This is a genomic window from Acinetobacter sp. LipI_23, from assembly GCF_058243045.1.
This window is the reverse complement of the sequence record NZ_JBZAYJ010000001.1, coordinates 222,738-244,554: the sequence shown is the minus strand read 5'-3', so window position 1 is coordinate 244,554 and position 21,817 is coordinate 222,738. Positions and strand designations below refer to the sequence as shown.

The 21,817-nt window shown below is 43.5% G+C and carries 15 protein-coding genes and 5 tRNA genes; all 20 read right to left on the bottom strand.

Going from position 1 to position 21,817, the window contains the following annotated elements; all coding sequences use genetic code 11:
* Nucleotides 1-193: 193 nt before the first annotated feature.
* On the bottom strand, nucleotides 194-586 hold the full coding sequence (locus AC4CVD_RS01215; protein WP_490751757.1) for a tetratricopeptide repeat protein: 393 nt from the start codon (nucleotides 584-586) through the stop codon (nucleotides 194-196).
* A gap of 80 nt (nucleotides 587-666) precedes the next feature.
* A protein-coding gene (locus tag AC4CVD_RS01210; RefSeq protein WP_115613876.1) for an IS3 family transposase occupies nucleotides 667-1,904 on the bottom strand; the annotation gives its coding sequence in 2 pieces (ribosomal slippage) (nucleotides 667-1,568 and nucleotides 1,568-1,904; 1,239 coding nt in all).
* 101 nt (nucleotides 1,905-2,005) lie between these two features.
* Nucleotides 2,006-6,205: a DNA-directed RNA polymerase subunit beta' gene (gene rpoC, locus AC4CVD_RS01205; protein ID WP_078425778.1), complete on the bottom strand. Its 4,200-nt coding sequence runs from the start codon at nucleotides 6,203-6,205 to the stop codon at nucleotides 2,006-2,008.
* A gap of 154 nt (nucleotides 6,206-6,359) precedes the next feature.
* Complete coding sequence (rpoB, locus tag AC4CVD_RS01200) at nucleotides 6,360-10,448, bottom strand: DNA-directed RNA polymerase subunit beta (protein WP_062035236.1); 4,089 nt, start codon at nucleotides 10,446-10,448, stop codon at nucleotides 6,360-6,362.
* Nucleotides 10,449-10,749: 301 nt separating this feature from the next.
* Nucleotides 10,750-11,115 carry a 50S ribosomal protein L7/L12 gene (gene rplL, locus AC4CVD_RS01195; RefSeq protein ID WP_004692767.1) on the bottom strand — a complete coding sequence of 122 codons (366 nt, stop codon included), beginning with the start codon at nucleotides 11,113-11,115 and terminating at the stop codon, nucleotides 10,750-10,752.
* Between the two features lie 48 nt (nucleotides 11,116-11,163).
* The gene (gene rplJ, locus AC4CVD_RS01190) at nucleotides 11,164-11,670 is read right to left on the bottom strand and encodes a 50S ribosomal protein L10 (protein WP_004692769.1); all 507 of its coding nucleotides are present in this window, start codon (nucleotides 11,668-11,670) and stop codon (nucleotides 11,164-11,166) included.
* A gap of 298 nt (nucleotides 11,671-11,968) precedes the next feature.
* The gene (gene rplA / locus AC4CVD_RS01185) at nucleotides 11,969-12,664 is read right to left on the bottom strand and encodes a 50S ribosomal protein L1 (protein ID WP_004692770.1); all 696 of its coding nucleotides are present in this window, start codon (nucleotides 12,662-12,664) and stop codon (nucleotides 11,969-11,971) included.
* A 3-nt stretch (nucleotides 12,665-12,667) separates the two neighbouring features.
* Nucleotides 12,668-13,096 (bottom strand): 50S ribosomal protein L11, encoded by a 429-nt coding sequence (gene rplK / locus AC4CVD_RS01180; RefSeq protein ID WP_004668262.1) that lies wholly within the window; start codon nucleotides 13,094-13,096, stop codon nucleotides 12,668-12,670.
* A gap of 118 nt (nucleotides 13,097-13,214) precedes the next feature.
* Nucleotides 13,215-13,748 (bottom strand): transcription termination/antitermination protein NusG, encoded by a 534-nt coding sequence (gene nusG / locus AC4CVD_RS01175; protein WP_004692772.1) that lies wholly within the window; start codon nucleotides 13,746-13,748, stop codon nucleotides 13,215-13,217.
* A 7-nt stretch (nucleotides 13,749-13,755) separates the two neighbouring features.
* Nucleotides 13,756-14,196 (bottom strand): preprotein translocase subunit SecE, encoded by a 441-nt coding sequence (secE, locus tag AC4CVD_RS01170; protein WP_004692774.1) that lies wholly within the window; start codon nucleotides 14,194-14,196, stop codon nucleotides 13,756-13,758.
* Nucleotides 14,197-14,272: 76 nt separating this feature from the next.
* Nucleotides 14,273-14,348 (bottom strand) — tRNA-Trp (locus AC4CVD_RS01165).
* A gap of 48 nt (nucleotides 14,349-14,396) precedes the next feature.
* Nucleotides 14,397-15,587: an elongation factor Tu gene (tuf, locus tag AC4CVD_RS01160; RefSeq protein ID WP_004692776.1), complete on the bottom strand. Its 1,191-nt coding sequence runs from the start codon at nucleotides 15,585-15,587 to the stop codon at nucleotides 14,397-14,399.
* A gap of 146 nt (nucleotides 15,588-15,733) precedes the next feature.
* Nucleotides 15,734-15,808: transfer RNA gene (locus AC4CVD_RS01155), tRNA-Thr, on the bottom strand.
* A 17-nt stretch (nucleotides 15,809-15,825) separates the two neighbouring features.
* Nucleotides 15,826-15,901, bottom strand: a tRNA-Gly gene (locus AC4CVD_RS01150).
* Nucleotides 15,902-15,942: 41 nt separating this feature from the next.
* Nucleotides 15,943-16,026, bottom strand: a tRNA-Tyr gene (locus tag AC4CVD_RS01145).
* 54 nt (nucleotides 16,027-16,080) lie between these two features.
* Nucleotides 16,081-16,156: transfer RNA gene (locus AC4CVD_RS01140), tRNA-Thr, on the bottom strand.
* 98 nt (nucleotides 16,157-16,254) lie between these two features.
* The gene (trpE, locus tag AC4CVD_RS01135; protein WP_490751755.1) at nucleotides 16,255-17,748 is read right to left on the bottom strand and encodes an anthranilate synthase component I; all 1,494 of its coding nucleotides are present in this window, start codon (nucleotides 17,746-17,748) and stop codon (nucleotides 16,255-16,257) included.
* Nucleotides 17,749-17,859: 111 nt separating this feature from the next.
* Nucleotides 17,860-18,528, bottom strand: a complete 669-nt coding sequence (locus AC4CVD_RS01130; RefSeq protein ID WP_490751753.1) for an HAD-IA family hydrolase — start codon at nucleotides 18,526-18,528, stop codon at nucleotides 17,860-17,862.
* An 85-nt stretch (nucleotides 18,529-18,613) separates the two neighbouring features.
* A complete protein-coding gene (locus AC4CVD_RS01125; RefSeq protein ID WP_490751751.1) occupies nucleotides 18,614-19,357 on the bottom strand; it encodes an FHA domain-containing protein in 744 nt (247 codons plus the stop codon).
* A gap of 87 nt (nucleotides 19,358-19,444) precedes the next feature.
* Entirely contained in the window at nucleotides 19,445-21,805 is a 2,361-nt protein-coding gene (gspD, locus tag AC4CVD_RS01120; protein ID WP_490751749.1) for a type II secretion system secretin GspD, read from the bottom strand.
* Nucleotides 21,806-21,817: the final 12 nt, after the last annotated feature.

Sequence of the window (21,817 nt, the reverse complement as noted above, 5' to 3'; positions counted from 1 at the left end):
AACCTAAATTAAATTGAGCTCTTGCATATTGCTCGGCCGAATCCTCTCTTTTTACATTTTGGTATGCTTGTTCTACTTCTGTAAGTCGGTCTTGCTGTTTTAGTAGAGAACCTAAATTAAATTGAGCTCTTGCATATTGCTCGGCCGTATCCTCTCTTTTTACATTTTGGTATGCCTGTTCTGCTTCTTCAAGTCAATTTTGCTTTCTTAATAAAAAACCTAGATTACACTGGGCTCTTGCATATAGCTCAATACTATATTCTTTTTGGACATTATTATATGCTTCTTCTGCTTCTTTAAGTCTATCTTGCTGTTTTAGTGAAACACCTAAATTGAATTGAGCATTTGCATATAGCCCAACATTATCTTCCTTTTGAACATTATTATATGCTTTTTCTGCCTCTTCATATCGCTTTAAATCATCCATTAAATTCGCTAAATGAAATTGAGCTCTTGCATAAATTTTATTTAATCCATCAAAGTTTTTCTCAATTTTAGAAAAGAGTTCAATTGCATGATTAATATTATCATTCTTATATGCTTCAGATGCTTGTTTAAAAATCGCCTGTGCTTCTTCTAATTTCATACAACTCTCCCTTATAACTAAATATTATATTTTTCTGTCTTGTCCTGAAATAGATTGACAGTATTCCACTTCAAACCGAGTTAAGCAATTAGCTCGGTTTTAGTTTGCTCATACATCTGATTCGGGGTGTTCATATTTAAACTTAAATGTGGTCTATAGCAATTATAAATCATGATAGATTCCGTAATTAAGTGATCTAACTCCTTCATGGTTTGACATCGTGTAGTTAAAAACTCCTGCTTTAATATTCCATTAATCCGCTCTGCTAATGCATTTTGATATGAGAAACACTGTTTCGCAAGGTATCCATCTGTCATGGAAGGACATATCCCATAATGGCGCAATGCCGATTGATATAGCTCAGAGCAATACTGAGAGCCTCTGTCTGAATGATGAATCATCCTAGTCGCTCGATCCGTCACATGCTGCATCGCCATATGTAGAGCCTGCATAACATTCTCCGCACGCATATCATTCGATAACTTATAACCTTTAATCTGACGGGTATAAGCATCTGTCACCAATGATAAATAATGTACGCCTTCAGCACTCTCAACATAAGTAATATCACTAACAAAGACTTCGTTGGCTTGCACTGCTGAATAATCCTTTAATAAATTTGGATGCTTCTTCATCCAATGCTTGCTATCCGTAGTTTTTGTATAGCGACGCTTGGGGCGAATCAATAAATTATGCTCTTTCAATATTTTAAATAACTGATCCCGTCCACACTTTAAACCACGCTGCAACAATTTGCCTTTAATAAGCCAATACAACTTACGTGTTCCGATACTTGGCATGAGACAACGATATTCCATAACCAACTCAAGTATTTGTTCAGTTGCTTGTGCAGTCATTTGAGCACGTTTTTCTGCTTGATAATAAGCTTGTCGGGTGATTCCCAACCACTGACAATAACGTGAAACGCTTAGTCCTCTTTGGCTTTGCCAATCTTTGAAACGTGCTCGGTATACTTTTTTCCAAGATCAGTCCCACATTCTTTATCAATGTGATAAATCACATCCTGAATAAATTCAGTTTTAAGCTTTTCTGCGGCTAACTGCTTTTCTAATTGGCGGATTCGTTGTTGGGGTGTTAATTGGCGTTTAGAAGAAGGCGGCATATTCGAAGTCCAGTCCTGTTGTCCGTGCTTGCGTAACCATACCAGCACAGTTGATCTTCCTTGAATACCATATTTTGCCTGAGCTTGTTTATAAGTAATTTGCCCTTTTTCTACTTCATGTACAACCATCATTTTAAAGGCAAAGCTATAATCACCTTGTGTACGTTTAACTCTTTGTTCTCGTTCATGTTCCATAAAATAAGCCTCTTAAAGGTGTAAACTTATTTCAGGACGGGACATTCAAGTATATAAAAAAAGCCACCCGAAGGTGGCTTTTTATTCATTTAAAGGGCTAATTACAGACCGTTAAACTCATCGCTAAATGCTTGGCTTAATGCTTGATCAACATCAGAGAAGTCATTTACAAGCTCATGCTCTGCAGCTTCAGCTTCTTGACGACGACGTTCTAAGTGATACGCAAGACCGGTACCTGCAGGAATCAAACGACCTACCACTACGTTCTCTTTCAAGCCACGTAAATCATCTTCTTTACCTGTTACAGCCGCTTCAGTTAACACACGTGTGGTTTCCTGGAACGATGCAGCAGAGATGAACGAGTCAGTAGAAAGCGATGCTTTGGTAATACCCATCAATTGACGTTCAAACTTCGCAGGGAACTTGTTTTGCGCAAGAACAGCTTGGTTCTCTTGCATCACGCGGATGTAATCCACTTGCTCGCCTTTGATGAAGCTTGTATCACCGCCATCAGTGATATCAACTTTACGCAACATTTGACGTACGATGACTTCAATGTGCTTGTCATTGATTTTTACACCTTGCAGACGGTATACATCTTGAACTTCGTTCACGATGTAGTTGGTCAGCGCAACTTCGCCTTTCAAGCGTAAGATGTCATGTGGGTTCTGTGGACCATCAGAAACAGTCTCACCACGGTTCACATGTTCGCCTTCGAACACGTTCATGGTACGCCATTTTGGAATCAGTTCTTCGTAAATCTCAGAACCATCATCTGGAGTAATCACTAAACGGTTCTTACCTTTAGTCTCTTTACCAAAGCTTACAACACCTGAAATTTCAGCAAGAATCGCATGCTCTTTCGGTTTACGTGCTTCGAACAAGTCAGCTACACGCGGTAGACCACCGGTAATGTCACGCGTACGTGAAGTTTCTTGAGGTACACGACCAATAACGTCACCCACACCAATTGTTTCGCCATCACGGACAGAAAGAATCGTGTTTTGTGGTAGGAAGTAGAACTGCTCACCACCATCCGTCGTATCAAGAACAACCGCAGGACGTAAATCTTTACCAGACGCAGGACGTGCAGTCACAGGTAAGATTTCAATCGTCGTCATACCCGTTGCATCATCAGTCTTCGAGGTAACAGTAACGCCATCAGCAATTTGGCTGAAACGTACTTTACCTGCAACTTCTGTTACAAGTGGGTGGGTGTGCGGATCCCAAGTCGCCACGATACCGCCAGCTTCCACAGATTCGCCATCTTTCAAGATGATCGACGCACCGTATGGAATTTTGTAGCGTTCGCGTTCACGGCCTAAGTCATCTGCAATACCAATTTCACCTGAACGAGATGTTGATACCAAGTGACCTTTAGCATGTTGTACTGTTTTCACATTGTGGAAACGTACAGTACCTTTGTTACGGACTTGAATGCTATTTGCAGCAGACGTTCGGCTCGCAGCACCACCAACGTGGAACGTACGCATGGTTAACTGTGTACCCGGTTCGCCAATCGATTGTGCAGCCATAACACCCACAGACTCACCAGGGTTCACCTGATGACCACGCGCAAGGTCACGACCATAACATTTCGCACATACGCCGAATGTAGATTCACACGCAACCACTGAACGTACTTTAACTTCATCGACACCTTGCTCTTCTAGGAAGTTTGCAAGTTTCTCATCAATCAAAGTGTTACGTGGCAGGATAACGTCGTCAGAACCGGCTTTCTTCACATCTTCAGCAACAACACGGCCCAGTACTCGAGTACCTAAGTTCTCGATCACGTCACCGCCTTGAATGAACGGAGTCATTACCAGACCGCCCAAAGTACCACAGTCAGGCTCAGTAATGACCAAGTCTTGCGCTACGTCTACAAGACGACGTGTCAAGTAACCCGAGTTTGCTGTTTTCAGTGCTGTATCGGCCAAACCTTTACGTGCACCGTGTGTTGAAATGAAGTACTGAAGTACGGTCAAACCTTCACGGAAGTTCGCTTTAATTGGAGTTTCAATGATCGAACCATCTGGTTTCGCCATCAAACCACGCATACCCGCTAACTGACGAATCTGAGCTGCCGAACCACGGGCACCTGAGTCAGACATCATATAGATCGAGTTGAATGATTTTTGCTTCTCATCTTCACCCTGTTTGTTTTTAACAGTGGTAAAAGACAAGTTGTCCATCATCGCTTTCGCGACTTGGTCGTTCGTACGAGCCCAAATATCGACAACTTTGTTATAACGTTCGCCCGCAGTTACGAAACCTTGTTCGAACTGTTGCTCAATTTCACGAACTTCAACTTCCGCTTTTTCAATAATTGAGTACTTCGCAGGTGGAATCACCATGTCTTCCATACCGACCGATACGCCTGAACGTGTCGCTTGACGGAAACCTAAGTACATCAATTGGTCAGCAAAGATCACTGTATCTTTAAGACCTAATTTACGGTAGCAAGAGTTAATCAATTTAGAGATGTTTTTCTTGGTCATCTCAACGTTGATTTGTTGGAAATCCATACCTTCTGGCACAACTTCCCAAAGTAAGCAGCGACCTGGTGTTGTATCCACAACAATGGTTTGTTGTTCACGGTTACCATTTTCGTCAATCACAGTCTGGTGTACACGTGCTTTTACGCGAGCGTGTAAATTTACCTGACCTGTTGCAAGTGCACGGTTAACTTCGTGAGTATCTGCAAACACCATGCCTTCACCTTTGGCATTGATCGCATCACGAGTGATGTAATACAAGCCTAAGACAACGTCCTGAGACGGTACGATGATTGGCTCACCGTTCGCTGGAGACAAGATGTTGTTGGTCGACATCATTAACGCACGCGCTTCTAACTGCGCTTCAAGTGTTAATGGTACGTGTACCGCCATTTGGTCACCGTCGAAGTCGGCGTTAAACGCAGCACAAACGAGCGGGTGAAGACGGATCGCTTTACCTTCAATCAGAATCGGTTCAAATGCTTGAAGACCCAAACGGTGAAGTGTAGGCGCACGGTTCAACATCACAGGGTGTTGACGAATCACGTGAGCAAGAACGTCCCAAACTTCTGGCGTTTCGCGCTCAACCATTTTCTTCGCAGCTTTGATGGTTGTTGCTTGGCCAGATGCTTGTAGTTTTGCGAAAATGAATGGCTTGAATAATTCAAGTGCCATTTTCTTCGGAAGACCACATTGGTGCAAACGTAAAGTAGGACCTACAGTAATTACCGAACGACCTGAATAGTCAACACGCTTACCAAGTAAGTTTTGACGGAAACGGCCTTGTTTACCTTTGATCATGTCAGCCAAAGATTTCAATGGACGCTTGTTCGAACCCGTGATTGCACGACCACGACGACCGTTGTCTAACAATGCATCGACAGACTCTTGTAACATACGTTTTTCATTACGTACGATAATGTCTGGCGCTGCAAGGTCAAGAAGACGCTTCAAACGGTTGTTACGGTTGATCACACGACGGTAAAGGTCGTTCAAATCAGAAGTCGCGAAACGACCACCTTCAAGTGGTACTAACGGACGAAGATCTGGTGGAAGTACTGGAAGTACATTCATCACCATCCATTCTGGCTTGTTGTTTGACTCTTTAAACGCTTCCATCAACTTCAAACGCTTAGACGCTTTTTTAAGCTTAGTCTCAGACGTTGTGTTTGGAATTTCTTCACGTAAACGTGAAATTTCGTTTTCAAGATCGATGTCTTTTAACAAGTCTTGAACAGCTTCTGCACCCATTTTCGCAGTGAATTCATCACCGTGTTCTTCTAAAGCGTTGAAGTATTCTTCATCGTTTAAAAGTTGGTATTTCTCAAATGGAGTCATACCTGGGTCAGTTACTACGTAAGATTCGAAATACAATACACGTTCGATATCACGTAAAGTCATGTCTAATAATAGACCGATACGGCTCGGAAGTGATTTTAAGAACCAAATATGTGCAACTGGAGAAGCCAGCTCGATGTGACCCATACGCTCACGACGAACTTTCGCAGTTGTTACTTCAACGCCACATTTTTCACAAATGACGCCTTTGTATTTCATACGCTTGTATTTACCACACAAGCATTCGTAATCTTTGACTGGGCCAAAAATTTTGGCACAGAATAAACCATCACGTTCTGGTTTGAACGTACGATAGTTAATGGTTTCAGGCTTTTTAACTTCACCATGAGACCATGACTTAATCATTTCTGGTGACGCAAGACCAATACGGATGCGATCAAACTCAACTGGAGCATGACCGTCTGAATCCGTCTTTTTGCGCATGATATCGAGCAAGTCTTTCAATTTTTTTCTCCGTGTGTTGTGGAGACTTTCACTACACAACTGGGTCACAAATATTGTTTTTACTGAAATTTGGGAATATCTAATCCCCCTAAATCCCCCTTTGTAAAGGGGGATTTGCTCCCCTCTTTAATAAAGAGGGGCTGGGGGAGATTTCTTAGTCACCATTTTTCAGTTCAATGTTGATACCTAAAGAACGGATCTCTTTGGTCAATACGTTGAACGATTCAGGCATACCTGGGTCCATATAATGGTTACCATCTACAATGTTCTTATAGATACGGGTACGACCTTCAACGTCATCCGACTTAACAGTAAGCATTTCTTGAAGCGTGTAAGCTGCGCCATATGCTTCAAGCGCCCAGACTTCCATCTCACCGAAACGCTGACCACCGAATTGTGCTTTACCACCAAGCGGTTGTTGAGTTACTAATGAGTAAGAACCAGTAGAACGCGCGTGCATCTTGTCGTCTACCAAGTGGTTCAGTTTCAACATGTACATGTAACCCACAGTTACAGGACGGTCAAACTGTTCACCTGTACGACCATCATACAATACTGTTTGACCAGTACGTGAAATGTTCGCAAGCTCTAACAAGTCTTTAATTTGTGATTCTTCAGCACCATCGAATACTGGCGTTGCAAGAGGAACACCCGCACGCAAGTTACCCGAAAGCACCAAAATTTCATCATCAGTTAAGCTATCAAGATCTTCTTGCTCGCCACCAACTTTGTTATAAATCTTGTCTAAGAATCCACGAAGCTCAAGTACAGTACGTTGTGCTTTTAACATCTTGTCGATTTCTTCGCCAAGACCTTTCGCTGCCATACCTAAGTGAGTCTCTAGAATCTGACCCACGTTCATACGTGACGGTACACCTAGTGGGTTCAATACGATGTCGACTGGAACACCATTGGCATCGTGCGGCATGTCTTCAACAGGTAAGATGTTAGAAACAACACCCTTGTTACCATGACGACCCGCCATCTTATCACCCGGTTGGATGCGACGTTTAACAGCCAAGTAAACCTTAACAACTTTTAATACACCTGTTGTTAATTCATCACCTGTAGAAAGTTTGCGTTTTTTCTCTGCAAACTTCTCATCAATTTCAAAGCTCTTCTCTTTCAAGAATACTTGAATTTGAGTTAAACGCTCTGCAATAGCTTCATCAGTCGGTTGGATTTCAAGTAAATCAACCAACTCTAAACCAGACAATACGTCTGCAGAAAGCTTATCGCCACGCTTGGTTGTACCACCACCGTTAGACTCTTGACCTGTCAACAAACGAACAATACGTTCACGTGCTGCTTCTTCGAAGATTTTGTATTCTTCTTTCAAGTCTTTACGGTATGAATCTAGCTGAGCTTTTTCAATTGCTTGCGCACGTTCGTCTTTTTCAAGACCGTCACGTGTAAACACTTGAACGTCAATCACTGTACCTTTGGTACCTGATGGAACACGTAAAGATGAGTCTTTTACGTCAGCTGCTTTTTCACCGAAGATTGCACGAAGCAATTTTTCTTCTGGTGTTAACTGCGTTTCACCTTTAGGCGTTACTTTACCTACAAGGATATCGCCAGCAGTCACTTCAGCACCGATATATACGATACCTGATTCATCAAGCTTAGACAGTGCAGCTTCACCCACATTCGGGATATCCGCTGTGATCTCTTCCGCACCCAATTTCGTATCACGTGCAACACATGATAATTCTTGAATGTGAATCGAGGTTAAACGGTCTTCTTGAAGTACGCGCTCTGAAAGTAAGATCGAATCTTCATAGTTGTAACCATTCCACGTCATGAACGCAACGCGCATGTTTTGACCGAGTGCAAGTTCACCGCCATCTGTTGATGGACCGTCAGCCAATACATCACCACGACCGACTTTATCACCAAGTTTCACAAGAACTTTTTGGTTAATACAAGTGTTTTGGTTCGAACGTGTATATTTGATCAGGTTATAGATGTCTACACCTGCCTCGCCTGCAACCATTTCATCTTCGTTGACACGAATCACGACACGTGAAGCATCGACGAACTCGATACGACCACCACGACCCGCAATCACACACACACCAGAGTCATGCGCTACATTTGCTTCCATACCTGTACCCACAAGCGGTTTGTCAGCAATCAATGTAGGCACAGCTTGACGCTGCATGTTTGAACCCATCAATGCACGGTTGGCGTCATCGTGTTCAAGGAATGGAATGAGTGATGCAGCAACAGAAACAACCTGCTGTGCAGAAACGTCCATATGCGTCACTTTTTCAGGCGGCATACGTACGAAATCACCTTGATGACGTACAGAAACAAATTCTTCTGTTAAGTTACCGTCTTTATCTACGCCAGAATCGGCCTGTGCAATCACAGTACCTACTTCTTCAATTGCAGATAAATACTCCACTTCATCCGTTACACGACCATCAACCACTTTACGGTATGGTGTTTCTAAGAAACCGAAATTGTTACATTTCGCATAAACAGAAAGCGAGTTGATCAAACCAATGTTTGGACCTTCCGGCGTTTCAATTGGGCATACACGACCGTAGTGAGTTTGGTGTACGTCACGTACTTCAAAGCCCGCACGTTCACGTGTCAAACCACCGGGACCAAGTGCCGACACACGACGCTTGTGCGTAATCTCAGATAATGGGTTGTTTTGGTCCATGAACTGAGATAATTGGCTTGAACCAAAGAATTCTTTGATTGCAGCAGCCACTGGTTTCGCATTGATCAAATCTTGCGGAGACAAGTTATCTGTTTCAGCTTGGCTTAAACGCTCTTTAACAGCACGTTCTACACGAACTAGACCAACACGGAATTGGTTTTCAGTCATTTCACCTACTGAACGCACGCGACGGTTACCCAAGTGGTCGATATCGTCGACTTCACCTTTACCGTTACGGATTTCAACCAATGTTTTGAGTACATCAGTGATATCTTCGTTCGACAAAATGCCTTCAACTTCACGAGACTTCTGATCCGTACCCACTTCGTAAGGACGACCCAAACGACGGTTGAACTTCATACGACCGACTGGAGAGAGGTCATAACGTTCTGAAGAGAAGAACAAGTTATTGAATAAGTTTTCAGCCGCTTCTTTTGTTGGTGGCTCGCCTGGACGCATTACTTTGTAGATTTCTACCAATGCTTCTTCACGACCTGTCGTGGTGTCTGCACGTAAAGTATCTGCAACGAATGAACCACGGTCAATATCGTTGGTGAATAGAATGTTAAATTGTTTAACACCACCTTCAGCCAATTTCACCATAATTTCATGGCTTAACAAGGTGTTTGCTGCAATCACATCACCATCTTTAAGTGGAATGTCTTCTGCAGTAATACGCTCGTATAAGTACTCATCAGGCACAGAAAGCTTTTCTAGGCCAGCAGCTTCCATTTGACGCACATGACGCGCGTTGATACGCTTGCCTTGCTCAACAATGGTTTTGCCATCATTGTCTACGATGTCAAATTGTGCCATTTCGCCACGCAAGCGTTCTGGAACAAGGTCAATCTGGTAGCTACCCATGTCTAGGTATACAGGCACTTTTTCATAGAACAAATCTAAGATTTGCGCATTGTTATAACCCAAAGCACGAAGAACTACAGTCGCAAGTAATTTACGACGACGGTCAATACGCACAAATACAAGGTCTTTTGCGTCAAATTCAAAGTCTAACCATGAACCACGGTAAGGAATAATACGCGCAGAATAAAGCACTTTACCACTAGAGTGGGTTTTGCCTTTATCGTGGTCAAAGAATACGCCCGGTGAACGGTGTAATTGAGATACGATTACACGCTCAGTACCATTAATAACGAATGTACCGTTATCGGTCATGAGTGGCATTTCACCCATGTACACTTCTTGCTCGCGCACATCTTTAATTGATTTAGTTTCGCGATCTTTTAAGATCAAACGAATTTTTACGCGCATTGGTGCTGCATAAGTTGAGCCACGAAGAATACATTCGCGTACATCAAACTCAGGCTTACCAAGACTATACTCAACAAATTCTAAAGCAGCATTGCCAGAATAACTTTCTATAGGAAAAACTGAACGAAACGCGGCTTGCAGACCGATATCTTCGCGGTTTTTTGGTGATTTGCCATCTTGTAAAAATGTTCTGTACGAGTCGACTTGAATCGCGAGCAAGTACGGAGCATCCATAACACTAGGCAATTTACCAAAATTCTTACGGATCCGTTTCTTTTCGGTATATGAGTATGCCATCTGGAGTCCTCGGAAAGTAAACCGAGCCCGCCTGCAGAACGGGCTCAGAAGGAATTACGCAGGCCGATATGGCCACCACTTTTTACAAATGCTGCAATTTTCAGTGGTATTGAAACGCTTACCAATATTTTTAAATTTGAAAAATATTGGTAAGCGTTTGATTCTTTTCTTTATTTTAATTTGATGGATTTTCCACCAAGCAAACAAAAATCGAGCCGATTATTGTAACGCAAAAAGGCTGATGACCCAAGAGCCATCAGCCAATTTTTGGGGTGAAATTAATATTCCCCCCCTGGTAACATTACTTAATAGTAATAGTAGCACCAGTTTCTTCAAGTTTTTTCTTAAGTTCTTCAGCTTCTTCTTTAGAAACTGCTTCTTTAAGAACTGAAGGAGCACCTTCAACCATGTCTTTAGCTTCTTTCAAGCCAAGACCAGTGATTTCACGAACTGCTTTAATCACAGCTACTTTGTTCGCGCCGAAAGAAGTCAACTCAACGTTGAATTCTGATTGCTCTTCAGCAGCAGCAGCAGCAGGACCTGCAGCTACAGCTACAGCAGCAGCAGATACGTTGAATTTTTCTTCGAAAGCAGAAATAAGTTCAACAAGTTCAAGAACAGTTTTTTCAGCAACTGCGTTTAAGATTTCTTCGTTTGTTAAAGCCATGAGAGTAACTCCAAATGGGTATTGAATGATGTGTGTTTAAGTTTGAGCTTATGCAGCTTCTGACTCGTTTTTCTCTTGAAGCGCTGTAAGTAAGCGACCCAATTTCGAAATAGGAGCTTGAAGAACGCTTGCAAGCATAGTAAGCGCTTTCTCTTGGTTTGGAAGATTCGCGATAACGCTAACTTCTTCGCCTTGATAAAGTTTGCCTTCAAATGCAGCAGCTTTAAGTTCAAATGCTTTGTTAGTTTTCGCAAATTCTTCGAATAAGCGTGCCGCAGCACCCATATCATCTGCAGAAGTTGAGAAAGCTAAAATTGTTGGGCCAACAAGGTTGTCGTTCAAGATATTGAATGGAGTATCTTGAAGAGCACGTTTAGCCAAAGTATTACGTACAACACGTGTAGCAACACCTAACTTACGAGCTTCAACACGAAGAGCAGTTAATTGCTCAACAGTTAAACCTTGGTAGTCAGCAACAACAGCAGCAAACGCAGTAGAAGCAACTTCAGTTACTTCAGCAACGATCTGTTTTTTGCCTTCGATAAGAAGAGCCATTGTAAAACCTCCTAACGGTGATTTATGTACTTACGCGAAGTACACTCCCAATTCGCAAGTTCATCACTGAACTTACACGCGGAGGATGAACAAATCACACCACCGCGTCTACTCAGGCTGGGAAATTAAGAAAGTAATCGAAATTACTCTCGCCTGAGGTCTTTGACGCTGATAAATCTACATTTACCAATTCAAAGTTTGCCTAAGTTTGCAAAATACGACAGAGCGTTTCTTGCGTAAAAATCAAAGCAGCGCTTTGATTTTTACTCAGGGCTTTAAAATTCTGTCTAAGTAAAACTTAGTTAGAAACGTTGCTTACATCAACAACAAGACCAGGACCCATAGTTGAGCTCAAAGTGATCTTTTTGATGTATACACCTTTAGATGTCGCAGGCTTTAACTTTTTCAAGTCTGCAATCAAAGTTTCAACGTTTTGACGAACAGCTTCAGCAGAGAAATCTACTTGACCGATCGCAGCGTGGATAATACCCGCTTTGTCTACACGGTAACGTGCTTGACCAGCTTTTGCATTTTTAACTGCACCAGCTACGTCAGGAGTTACAGTACCCACTTTAGGGTTTGGCATTAAGCCACGTGGACCAAGAATCGTACCCAACTTACCCACAACGCGCATTGCATCAGGAGCAGCAATCACTACGTCAAAGTCAAGGTTACCCGCTTGAATGCTTTCAGCAAGGTCATCAAAACCAACGATGTCCGCGCCTTCAGCTTTAGCAGCTTCAGCAGCAGCGCCTTGAGCAAACACAGCTACACGTACAGTTTTACCAGTACCTGCAGGAAGTGTAGTCGCGCCACGAACAACTTGGTCAGATTTACGAGGGTCAACACCTAGGTTTACCGCAACATCCAAAGATTCTTTGAATTTCGCAGCAGGAAGACCAGCAAGAACAGCTACAGCTTCTTCTAAAGTGTAAACTTTGTTTGCTTCAATAGCAGCAGCAATGGCTTTTTGACGTTTAGTTAATTTAGCCATGTCTTATAGCTCCACTTCCAAGCCCATAGAACGTGCAGAACCAGCGATGGTACGAACACGTGCGTCTAAATCAGCACCAGTTAAATCTGGTTCTTTAGTAGTCGCGATTTCTTCCAATTGAGCACGAGTCAACTTACCAACTTTAGTTTTGTTAGGTACAGCAGAACCCTTTTGGATACCAGCAGCTTTCTTAAGAAGAATAGATGCAGGAGGAGTTTTCATGATGAATGTGAACGACTTGTCGTTGTACACAGTGATCACGACTGGAATTGGTAAACCAACTTCAAGTTTTTGTGTCGCAGCATTGAATTCTTTACAGAATGCCATGATGTTAACACCACGTTGACCCAATGCAGGACCAATCGGTGGAGATGGATTCGCTTTACCAGCTGGAACTTGCAGCTTGATATAGCCGTCAATCTTCTTAGCCATTTCAAATTACCTCTGGGTACAAACGCCGATGAAGGCTCCCCAATTTCTAAGTAACGATACCGTTACAACAACAATGCCTGACTTATAAATAAGCCAGGCGTTTTTCAACCAGTTCTAATTAAACTGATTTTTCGACTTGGCGAAATTCCAGCTCAACCTGAGTTGGTCGATTAAATACATTAATGGTCAACGTTAAACGTGACTTTTCGTATAGAACTTCTTCCACCACACCTTTAAAGTCTGTGAATGGACCGTCAATTACGAGTAATTCTTCGCCTGGTTCAAACATCGTCTTCGGACGTGGTGCTTCACCAGTATTGCGTACACGAGCAAGAATCGCATCTGCTTCACGTTGGGTAATTGGCGCCGGTTTCTCAGCCGTACCACCAATAAAACCTAAAACTTTTGGACATTCTTTAACAATGTGCCAAGTTTCATCATTCATTTCCATTTCGACCAATACATAGCCTGGAAAGAACTTACGTTCAGATTTACGTTTCTTACCATCCTTCATTTCTACCACTTCTTCGGTAGGAACAAGGACTTCACCAAAGCTATCGGCTACAGCGCTACGCTGGATTCGATCATTAAGTGAACGCATCACTTGTTTTTCATAACCTGAATAGGCATGAATAATGTACCAACGTTTCATAGCTCTCTTACCCGATAATAAACTTCATTAACCAGCCCAAAATGTAGTCAAAACACCATAATAAAATGGATGCAACAACTACAACCGCAAGCACCTGCCAAGATGTGGTCATGGTCTCTTGCTTTGTTGGCCAAGTCACTCGACGCAGCTCAATTCGTGAGTCTTTCAACAAACGAGCAAAGCCTTTGCCTTGATGGGTGGCGTATAATAAACCGAATGCCACGATGATACAAGCCAAAATTACCCCAACGCGCACCCAGATATCGTTGGCTGGTGCCCAATACGCTGGTAGGTGTTGATTCACCATGGTCGCACCAATTAATAAAATCAATGCGATAATCCATAAGACGACGTCTAGGGGAGAACCAGATTTAACTACTTCAGCAGAATTATTTCTTTGAGGGATTGCCGCGTCGCTTTGTGCGTCGCGTAATTTTTCATTCGACATTTTTGTACTCGTCGTAGGTTTCGCGACTTATTATATGACCAGTTTTGCCGACATCAAGCGTCTTTTATAAAAAAGTTGGCAGGCCAGGAGGGACTCGAACCCCCAACATTCGGTTTTGGAGACCGACGCTCTACCAATTGAACTACTGACCTGCAAAACAAATTGGAGCCGAAACCCCAATTTGTAATTTTATTTTATAATTATGCAGTTACTTTAGCAACTACACCAGCACCAACTGTACGGCCACCTTCACGGATCGCAAAACGTAGACCTGGGTCCATTGCGATTGGGTGGATTAATTCTACTGACATTTCTACGTTGTCACCAGGCATAACCATTTCAACGCCATCTTGTAATTTGATCGCGCCAGTTACGTCAGTTGTACGGAAGTAGAACTGTGGACGGTAACCGTTAAGGAATGGAGTGTGACGACCACCTTCTTCTTTAGAAAGTACGTATACTTCTGCATCGAATTTAGTGTGTGGCTTGATTGCACCTGGTTTAGCAAGTACTTGACCACGTTGTACGTCTTCACGCTTAGTACCACGTAGAAGAACACCACAGTTCTCGCCCGCACGACCTTCGTCTAGAAGTTTACGGAACATTTCTACGCCAGTAACTGTAGTTACTTGAGTATCACGGATACCAACGATTTCAACTGATTCGCCTACTTTCACAATACCAGTTTCTACACGGCCAGTTACTACTGTACCACGACCAGAAATAGAGAATACGTCTTCGATTGGCATTAAGAATGCTTGGTCGATTGCACGCACTGGCTCTGGAATGTAAGTGTCAAGTGCGTCAACAAGCGCAACAACTGCTTCTTCGCCATACTGACCAGCGTCACCGTTAAGTGCAAGAAGAGCTGAACCACGGATAACTGGAGTGTCATCACCTGGGAAGTCATAAGTAGAAAGAAGTTCACGAACTTCCATTTCTACCAATTCAAGAAGTTCTTCATCATCAACAAGGTCACACTTGTTAAGAAATACAAGAATGTAAGGTACACCAACCTGACGAGAAAGAAGGATGTGTTCACGAGTCTGTGGCATTGGACCATCAGTCGCAGCACATACAAGGATCGCGCCGTCCATCTGAGCAGCACCAGTAATCATGTTTTTAACATAATCGGCGTGGCCCGGGCAGTCTACGTGTGCGTAGTGACGAGTTGGAGAATCGTATTCTACGTGTGAAGTATTAATTGTAATACCACGTGCTTTTTCTTCTGGTGCAGAGTCAATTGCAGCGTAGTCTTTCGCTTCGCCACCGAATTTCTTCGCACATACAGTTGCAATTGCAGCTGTTAAAGTTGTTTTACCATGGTCAACGTGACCGATTGTGCCCACGTTAACGTGTGGCTTATTACGTTCAAACTTAGCCTTAGCCATGTTCATCTTCCTCGTTTACGTCGAACACAGGTATAAACAACTCAGTATCGACACATCGCCTAAAAAATCAAACACCAAATACTTGAAAAGCAGACTAATAAGCCTGCTTCTTTAAAAATTTGTAGAAATTCTACTAAACTGTAATCTGGAGCTCTTATCGAGATTTGAACTCGAGACCTCTCCCTTACCAAGGGAGTGCTCTACCACTGAGCTATAAGAGCAAATATAAAACTTCAAATGGAGCGGGAGACGAGGGTCGAACTCGCGACATGTAGCTTGGAAGGCTACCGCTCTACCAACTGAGCTACTCCCGCACGATGTTGGTACAAAGACCACTTTCTTGAAGTCTTAAAATTGGTGGTGAGGGAAGGATTCGAACCTTCGAAACTTTCGTAGCGGAGTTACAGTCCGCCCCCTTTGACCGCTCGGGAACCTCACCATTTTACACTTACTTCAGTGTCGTTCTTTACTTAACTTACTCAACTCTCTAAGATGGTGCCGGCACACGGATTCGAACTGTGGACCTACTGATTACAAGTCAGTTGCTCTACCAACTGAGCTATGCCGGCGTTTCTTAGTGTTTCGTACGTTTCGTATCGGAACGGTGTGCAGTTTAGCAAAACTCAAAATCCTTGCAAGTGTTTTTTTCAAAAAAAACGTCAAAAACTCACAAAATCAATCCATTTGACGATAATTCAACCGCTTTGATCACTGCGCGAGCTTTTATTTGGGTTTCATTCCACTCAGATTCAGGATTTGAGTCATAAACAAGCCCCGCTCCTGCCTGAACATATACCTTATTTTCACGAATCACACAGGTACGAATTGCAATCGACATGTCCATTTCGCCATGCCAGCCTAAATAACCCACAGCACCACCAAAAATTCCACGTTTTACGGGTTCTACTTGGTCAATAATTTCCATCGCACGAATTTTTGGTGCACCTGAAAGTGTACCTGCTGGGAAAGTTGCTTTAAAAACATCCAAGGCATCTACATCATCACGAACTTCGCCTTGCACATTGGAAACAATATGCATGACATGCGAATAACGTTCGATCACCATTTGATCAGTCACTTGCACTTTGCCAATTTTCGAGACGCGACCGACATCATTTCGACCCAAGTCAATCAGCATTAAATGTTCAGCAATCTCTTTTTCATCCGACAGCAAGTCTTGTTCAAGCGCCAAATCTTCTTCTTTGGTTTTACCACGCGGTCGCGTACCTGCCAGCGGACGCACGGTTGCAATTCCATTTTCAAGACGCGATAAAATTTCAGGGGAAGAACCGACAATATGAAAAGGCTGATTATTTTCCAAAGTTTGCCCCTGTACCAAGAACAAATAAGGCGATGGGTTCAAATGACGTAGCGCACGATAGACTTGTAAAGGTTCACCATCGAAGTCAGAGACCATACGATGCCCTGGCACCACCTGCATCACATCACCAGCACGAATATACTCTTTCACCTTTTCAATCGATTCTAAGAATTTTACTTTGCCCGTGAGTGACTCAAAATGCGGTGCAGTATGCGGCGTGGCTTTTAGACTAATTGGCGTTGCGAGTAAATCTTCCAATGTATCCAATTGCTGCTGGGCTTGGTTATATGCATCCGCGTCAACCACATCGGCATGCACGATCAGGAATAAAGTATCTTTTAAGTTATCAAACACAATCACTGTTTTAGACAGCATCATCCAAATATCAGGCAAACCCACTGGATCTGCTTCTGGCGCGTTGTTTAAACGCGGTTCAATATAACGTACCGCATCATAACCAAAGTAGCCCACCAAGCCCCCTGTAAAGCTTGGCAGAGCAGGTAAATCAGCTTGAGTAGGTACTTTATACCGCGACTGAAAATCCCGGATGAATTGAAACGGATCTGTACAAGGTTGTTTTTCTATGGTGCCGTCGGCTTGTTGAATGGTCAGCTCACCCGCGTTGCATGAGAACACGGTAGATTCACCTAAACCAATAATAGAATAGCGCGCCCAGTTCTCCCCACCTTCCACAGATTCAAACAAATAGGCTTGCTTATGCTCTTTCAGGCGAGCAAAGACCGACAATGGTGTCTCAGTATCGGCTAAGCGCTGACGATAGACTGGAATCAGGTTATAACCCGCTGTTTTGAGTTGATCGAATTGATTTTGCGTTGTCATGAGTGTTCTCTATTTTTTCAATATGGCGTGATCAGTTTTTAAAATTAGTGCTTTGAGTTTCGCCATCGAAAAGTCATATGTTTACTCATGTTCATTCCTTCGTTTACAAAGTTACCCGATCAGTTCACACAGATTATCCACCACTTGCTGTGGCTGACAGTCTAAAATATTTTCACCATGATTATAGCCATAGCTGACCACAACACAATCAATACCCGCACGGCGTGCAGCCTCAACATCATTGGATGAGTCCCCAATCATTAAGACCTGATCTTTGCTTTGTGCATATTGCTCAACACAATGTAACAATTGGCGCGGATGCGGCTTACGCTCTTCGAAACGATCGCCGCCGATGACATCACCAAAATAATGGGTCATACCTAAATGATCGACAATAGCACGCGCAGGCGCTTCAGGTTTATTGGTCACGCAAATCATGGTTTTCTTTTGTGCCAAGCCCCATTCTAAAAACTCAAGAATGCCATCGAAAGGCTGAGTTTCCACACATGGGTCGGCATTATAAATTTTTAAAAACGTCTCCAACAATTGTTGTTGCTGAGCAGGATCGACTTTACCTGTTAAATGTTGCAAGGTACTTTGACAAAACAGCGCTGTTCCCTTACCAACCCAGACCCGCACCTGCGCTTCAGTAACAGTAGGCAGCTGCAAAGCATTCAGGCTCATATTCATGGCACGATGTAAATCTGTTGCTGAATCCACCAAGGTTCCATCTAGATCGAAAAGTAAAACCTCTCGCTGTGCCACATTTGCAATATTCATTCACCCTCACCTATTTTTATCGTGTACTGCCCAAAAACAATCAAGGCATGCTTGTGCATGCCTTGATTGTAGTGTGATCTGCGTTTTATTTGAACATCAGCCAAGCAATAATCGCTAAAATAATCAAGACAATAATCGAGATTAGACCCAACGAGGCATTTTTCTGAGTTTCAGCCTCTTGTTCAACCTGTACTTTTGGAGCCTCGTTGTTCTCAACCTGATGCACGCTAGGCGCAGTCAAATCCACCCCTGCAGGAATAGGAGCGGGTTTCGGAATACCGACATTTTGCGGCATACCATCACGCGTTAAACTCACATTACCATCGCGTTCTTTTAGCTCTGGCATACCCTGATCGCTCATATGTTGTGCCGCTGTTTTTGGCTGTTCTGGCTCAACAACAGGTGCATCAGCACCGACTTCCGCTTGGGCCGTTTCTGAAGCAGCTACCGCTTCAGATGGCTGGCTAATCGGCGCTTCAACCACAGTTGCGCCCAAAGTTGCAGCTTCTACCGACTCCACCACGTCTTCTAACGCTTTCGCAGGCTCAAAGACCGAAAACTTTAAGCTTGCAAACTGGACGATATCACCTTGCTTCAATAGTGTTTCTGCCGCAATTTGCACATCATTCACATACGTGCCATTTGAAGAACCCAAGTCTTGTAGCCACAAAGCCTGTTCTTTCAGTAAAAAGGCCGCATGTTTACGCGAAATTTCAGATTGTTGTAATAAAATATCCGCTGCTTGATGACGACCGACCAACATATCACGGTCAATGCTAATTTCCTGACCCGTTAATTCGCCAGTAATCGCTTGTATTTTCCAAGTCATGACTTATCTCTCTATGTGCTGATTTATGATAACACAGAGAATATTCTTTACCATTTCACCTTCCCTTAGAGATGAATAGCAGGACAGCTAGGCTGAACCTATCGAGACATTCTCAGTATATCGTTCAGGGATGGAATAGCTTGTCGATACCGCCTGAGCCATGTGTACCACGCGACCACCTTGAACATTTTGCATCATCAAGTTCAAGCCAATCTGGGGCTGAACCATTGGGTATAGCTGACGCGAGGTGGTATTTTTAGGAACACTAGCAATCGGCTGTTTACGAATCGCAGGTTCAATGGCCACAGGCGTTGTTTCAACCATCGGCTGCGTTGAGGTTGGACTGCTTGGTACCTGTTGATACGATTGTGGCAAGGTCGGTTTGGTTGATGTCACAGGCAAACGCTGTTGGAAAACATCATCGACATTTTCAGGCAACTTGGCAAAGCTACCATCTTTATCCATGGCCAACTGCAAGCTATAAAGCTGACTGTAGCGCTGCTGAGAAAGGCGACGCGCAGACTCCCCATCCCCCACAATCGTCGGATGAATGAAAACCAGCAAATTGCGTTTCTGATCCGACTTACCATCTGAGCGGAACAAACGCCCTAATCCTGGTATTGCGCCAAGGCCTGGGATCGATTGGCGTGAATAAGATGTGTTATCTGAAATCAAGCCGCCTAAAACGATGGTATTGCCATGCTCAGCCAAGACTGAGGTTTTAATCGCACGCTTACTGGTGACCAAATCCTGCGCTTGACCTTTATTGGCTTTCACATCCGAGACTTCTTGTTCAATCTCTAAGCGGATAGTTCCACCTTCACCAATATGCGGCACCACTTTAAGCGTCACACCCACATCTTTACGCTCGATGGTGGTGTAAGGGTTGGCTGTACCTGAAGAGGTGGTAGAAACTGAGCCTGTTACAAAGGGCACATTTTCACCCACGACGATATAGGCTTCTTCATTGTCCATGGTGACAATCGATGGTGTAGACAGCAGATTCGACTTGGTATTACTTTTTAACGCTTGGATCATCGCGCCATATAACTGACGCGAGCCATCACTGCCTTCTTTATAATCCCCAAGGATTAACGAACCACCCGCGCCAATTGCACTTGCAGCCCCCGCACCGCCACCCGTTAAATAGTTTGCAGCAATACTTTTGAGACTCGAACCAATATTGTCAAAATTGATAATCCCAACACCACTGCTTAAATCACCCATCGCCCATTGCACGCCCAACTGGTCGGCATCGTTACCTTCCACCTCGAGAATAGTCGCTTCGATCAGGACTTGCTGACGACGGGTATCCAACTGCTGAATGGCAGACTCGATTTCACGCATCAACTGAGGGTCCGCTTTGACCACCAATGCATTTTGCGAACTATCGGCAATAATACTGACCCCATTACTGTTAAAGCTGGTGATGTTGTTCTGATTGCGATTGGACTGGCTATTTAAATTAATACTTGGTGTGGAAATCTGAGACGATGAACCTTCACTCGAACTATTATTTTGGTTATAGCTGGAATTGCTATTGTTATTGCTGTCGTTAGACTCGCTAGAATTAACAGCCTGCCCTGAAACCAAACCTTGTAAAATTTCGGATAAGCTTTTAGCGCTGGCATATTTTAAGCGGAACACCTTCAAGCCACCCAGACGCTCCGCAGCAGGTACATCCAGCATCTCGATCATTTGGCGAATACGTTTACGTGTCGCGGTATCCCCTTTTAGAATAATCCGATTGGTCCGATTATCTGCAATAATTCGTATTCTGGAACCTTTTAAATCTTTGATCGAGCCCGTTCCGCTCATACTTTCTAGTAATCCAATCATTTCTTCAGCCTGACTCGACTGCAACGACACCGCTTCGATGTCATTTTGTCCCGTCCCATCCAAGTTACGAATAATCGTCTCAAGCTGATAAATATTGCTGGCGCGATCTGACACAATCAGTGCATTGGTGCCATTCACCGCAGATAAATGTGCAAACTGCGGCATCAATGGACGCAGTGCAGGAATCAGGTCATTGGCATTGGTGTTTTCCAGCCAAATCACCCGCGTCACAACCTGATCGCCTGTGGCGCGGTGACGAACATCATAGGGAATGCCAGAACTTTTGACATTACTGTCAGGCACAATTTTAATGGTCCGACCAGAAGGAATCGCGACCACACCGTTGACATTCAAGACCCCTAAGAACAAGTCGTAGACTTCTTGCTTATTCAACGCTTTGTTTGAAATCACCGTGACATTGCCGCGTACCCGTGGATCAACTGCAAAGTTTTTCCCAGTGATATCCGCAACTTCATTAATAAATGCAGTTAAGTCCGCATCACGCAGATTAATTTTCCACGTTTGTGCATAGCTGGCTGTACTCACCATGGCAAGCAAAGGCGCTGCGATTGTCAGTGCCCAAACAGGGCGGTGATTCAATAAAGCCATAAATCCAAGTCA